Origin of the sequence: Mesotoga sp., from assembly GCF_035363035.1 — a bacterium.
Classification (GTDB): Bacteria; Thermotogota; Thermotogae; order Petrotogales; family Kosmotogaceae; genus Mesotoga.
The window spans coordinates 1-2,613 of sequence record NZ_DAOSEH010000161.1; the positions used below are offsets into that span (position 1 = coordinate 1).

The window sequence follows — 2,613 nt, forward strand, 5'->3', positions numbered from 1 at the left end:
TCGAGGTTATCACGCTTCTCCGCACTTCGGGCGAGGGATCCTCCAGAAAGGCTTCGAGGTCCTCGATAATTATCTCCCTGTCGGAGGCCGATTTTATCGCGCGCGCCCTGACGTAGGACGACGGCGAATTTAGCATGTCTTTCAAGTTCATCTCGGTTCTGGAGGTTATCTCCTCCTCTATCGCCTGAAGAAGCTTTCTTATATCTTTCGGCATCATAAAAAATCACCTTCCGCTCTGAAAAGTAGCTCCCGACCATCTATCGTGAGCCTTACCGAGTCGCCCTCGCCCGTAAAAAAGGCGCTCTGGCCGAACTCCATGACCTCGTTATAGGAATTGCCCGATCTTCTCATGATTCTCTGCTTACTTACGTAGTATCTTATCCTTCTGGTCTTTCCATCGACCACGGCGTCGAAAGACACGAAATCGACCGAACAGGAGAAGTTGCCCGTCGCGAGTTTCAGATCTCTCTCGAGTATGTCCAGCGTTCTGAAGATCGCCAGAGAGTCTCCGGCTTCCTTCGCGATGCGAAACGCGAAGGAATTGACGAGGGCGAAGACCTTCAGCATAGATATCAGCAGAAGAGCGGAAACCGCGAGAGAGATCGAGAGCTCAACTAGAGAAGTCCCCTTCTTCATATTCGACAAGCTCCAGAAGGTTCTCCAGACGATCCAGAACCCTGTCCCTTCCGAGTATGGATATAGTCTCGAAAAGGCCCGGCGTGACGAGTCTTCCGGTGACTCCGCCCCTCAAGAGCTGGAACGTGTTTTTTTTGGAAGTTATCTTTTCCTCGGCAAGATCCCTGATAACTCTTTCGACTCCCTCGACCGACCAGTCGTCGGCGCCCTCGAATCTCCTGATGGCGGCGGCGATCAGATCCTTGCTCCAGCCGTTCTCGAGGTATTTGACCACGTATTCTTCCTGGTAATCTATCTCTTCGCTGAAGAAGGGTATGGAGAAATCGTAGAGCTGCTCGATCGTGTTGATCTTCTCCCGGCACATCGATATGACTTCCAGCGCGTAGAAGGGTTCGCTCTCGACCGAGGCGTAGTAGTCGAAGCGGCCAGTGTATTTCAGCCACAGCCCGAATTCGGCCAGGAGTCTTTCCGGTTCCATCAGGCGCATATGCTTCCCGTTTATCCACTCGAGCTTTTCGTAATCGAAGACGACGCCCTTGTTGGATATGTCGGAGGGCACGAAGTCCTTCACCTTTTCGTGGTAGTCGAAGATCTCCTGATCGACCGTCCAGCCGAGAAGGGCCAGGTAATTCATGAGGCCGACGCTGAGATAGCCCTCGCTCCTGAAGTGATCCACGCTGGTGTGGCCGTGTCTTTTGGAAAGGGGCGCGCGGTCGCTGCCCAGGATCAGCGGAATGTGCATGAAGACGGGATGTTCCCAGCCCAGAGCGCTGTACATCATTATCTGGCGCGGCGTGTTCGTGAGGTGATCCTCTCCCCTGAAGACATGGGTGATCTCCATGAGATGATCGTCGACGACCACGGCGAAGTTGTAGGTCGGGAAGCCGTTAGACTTGACTATGACGAAGTCCCCGAAGTTCTCGTTCTCGAAGCTCATGTCGCCTTTCGAGAGATCGAAGAATTCGGTGACGCCCGCGGGTATTTTGAATTTTATCGTGCAGGTCTCGTCGGCCGAAAGATCGGTCGGTCTTTCGTTAGAAGTTCTGAGGACGTTTTCCGGATCGTCCCTGTGGTAAACGGCGTAGTAGGCCGCTCCCTTCTCCACCAGTTCGCGGGCGAACCTGTCGTATATGCCCAGTTCCACCCTCTCGCTTTGACGGTACGGACCGTACGGACCGCCTATGTCGGGACCTTCCGACCAGTCGAGCCCGCACCACTTCATGGAGGCGAAGATCTGATCCTCGAACTTCTTTTCGGAGCGCTCCGTATCGGTGTCCTCTATTCTCAAAACAAAGTTTCCAGACTGATTTTTCGCGAAAAGCCAGTTGAAAAGCGCCGTCCTCACTCCACCGACGTGGAGATTGCCCGTCGGGCTGGGCGCAAACCTACACCTTACCATTTTCTGCCTCCTCCAGACACTCCAGCAATTGGGCCATGTCTTGTGCCTGTCTGATTTCCACTGTTCTGCGATTGTCCAGGTATCTACCCTCGATCATAACCGGAAGTATCCTGTCTGTCCACCCTCCGGTCCCTTTCATGAGTATAACGGGTCTCCCGTAGGAGTAAGAGGAGAGTATTTCGAGCAACGTGCCGGCCTCTCCGCCGATCGAGATCACGACATCGGCCGATTTCGATATGATCAGCGATCTGAGGGCGAAATCCATGCCGGTTCTGATCTTTATCTGATTGTGATCGTTTCCCTCGTCGTTGGAGGGCAGGATGCCGAGCACCTTTCCGCCGTTCGAAGAGGCGCTCTCCGAAACGAGCTCCATCACACCGTCTCTCCCGCCGGTGATGAGGACGTCTCCCCTTTCGGCCAGCGCTTTCCCAACCTGCCGGCATATCTGCGTGAGCTCCAATACCGGGGATCTGTCGATCGGACCGGAATAGCCGATCACCGCGACCTGCAACATCATTCATCGCTCCCCAGATACTTCTCCACCACAACGCTGTCGGCCAGCACGACCGAAGGATCTC

General features: G+C 54.4%; 3 protein-coding genes and 1 pseudogene. All 4 read right to left on the reverse strand.

Annotated features, from left to right (window positions below; translation table 11 throughout):
• Nucleotides 1-214 (reverse strand): annotated as a pseudogene (locus tag PKX57_RS11985) (HEAT repeat domain-containing protein); the annotation flags it as partial.
• On the reverse strand, nt 214-636 hold the full coding sequence (locus tag PKX57_RS11990; RefSeq protein WP_214050250.1) for a hypothetical protein: 423 nt from the start codon (nt 634-636) through the stop codon (nt 214-216). The gene PKX57_RS11990 and the pseudogene PKX57_RS11985, both read right to left, overlap by 1 nt.
• Entirely contained in the window at nt 611-2,035 is a 1,425-nt protein-coding gene (gene gltX, locus PKX57_RS11995; protein WP_214047770.1) for a glutamate--tRNA ligase, read from the reverse strand. The genes PKX57_RS11990 and gltX overlap by 26 nt, the downstream gene beginning before the upstream one ends.
• The gene (locus PKX57_RS12000) at nt 2,022-2,549 is read right to left on the reverse strand and encodes a TIGR00725 family protein (protein WP_472417544.1); all 528 of its coding nucleotides are present in this window, start codon (nt 2,547-2,549) and stop codon (nt 2,022-2,024) included. Before PKX57_RS12000 ends, gltX begins: the two co-directional genes overlap by 14 nt.
• Nucleotides 2,550-2,613 lie beyond the last annotated feature (64 nt).

Excerpts from the sequence above, each read along its gene's own strand:
- PKX57_RS11990 (WP_214050250.1), bottom strand. The coding sequence starts at position 636 with ATGAAGAAGGGGACTTCTCTAGTTGAGCTCTCGATCTCTCTCGCGGTT.
- gltX (WP_214047770.1), bottom strand. The coding sequence starts at position 2,035 with ATGGTAAGGTGTAGGTTTGCGCCCAGCCCGACGGGCAATCTCCACGTC.
- PKX57_RS12000 (WP_472417544.1), bottom strand. The coding sequence starts at position 2,549 with ATGTTGCAGGTCGCGGTGATCGGCTATTCCGGTCCGATCGACAGATCC.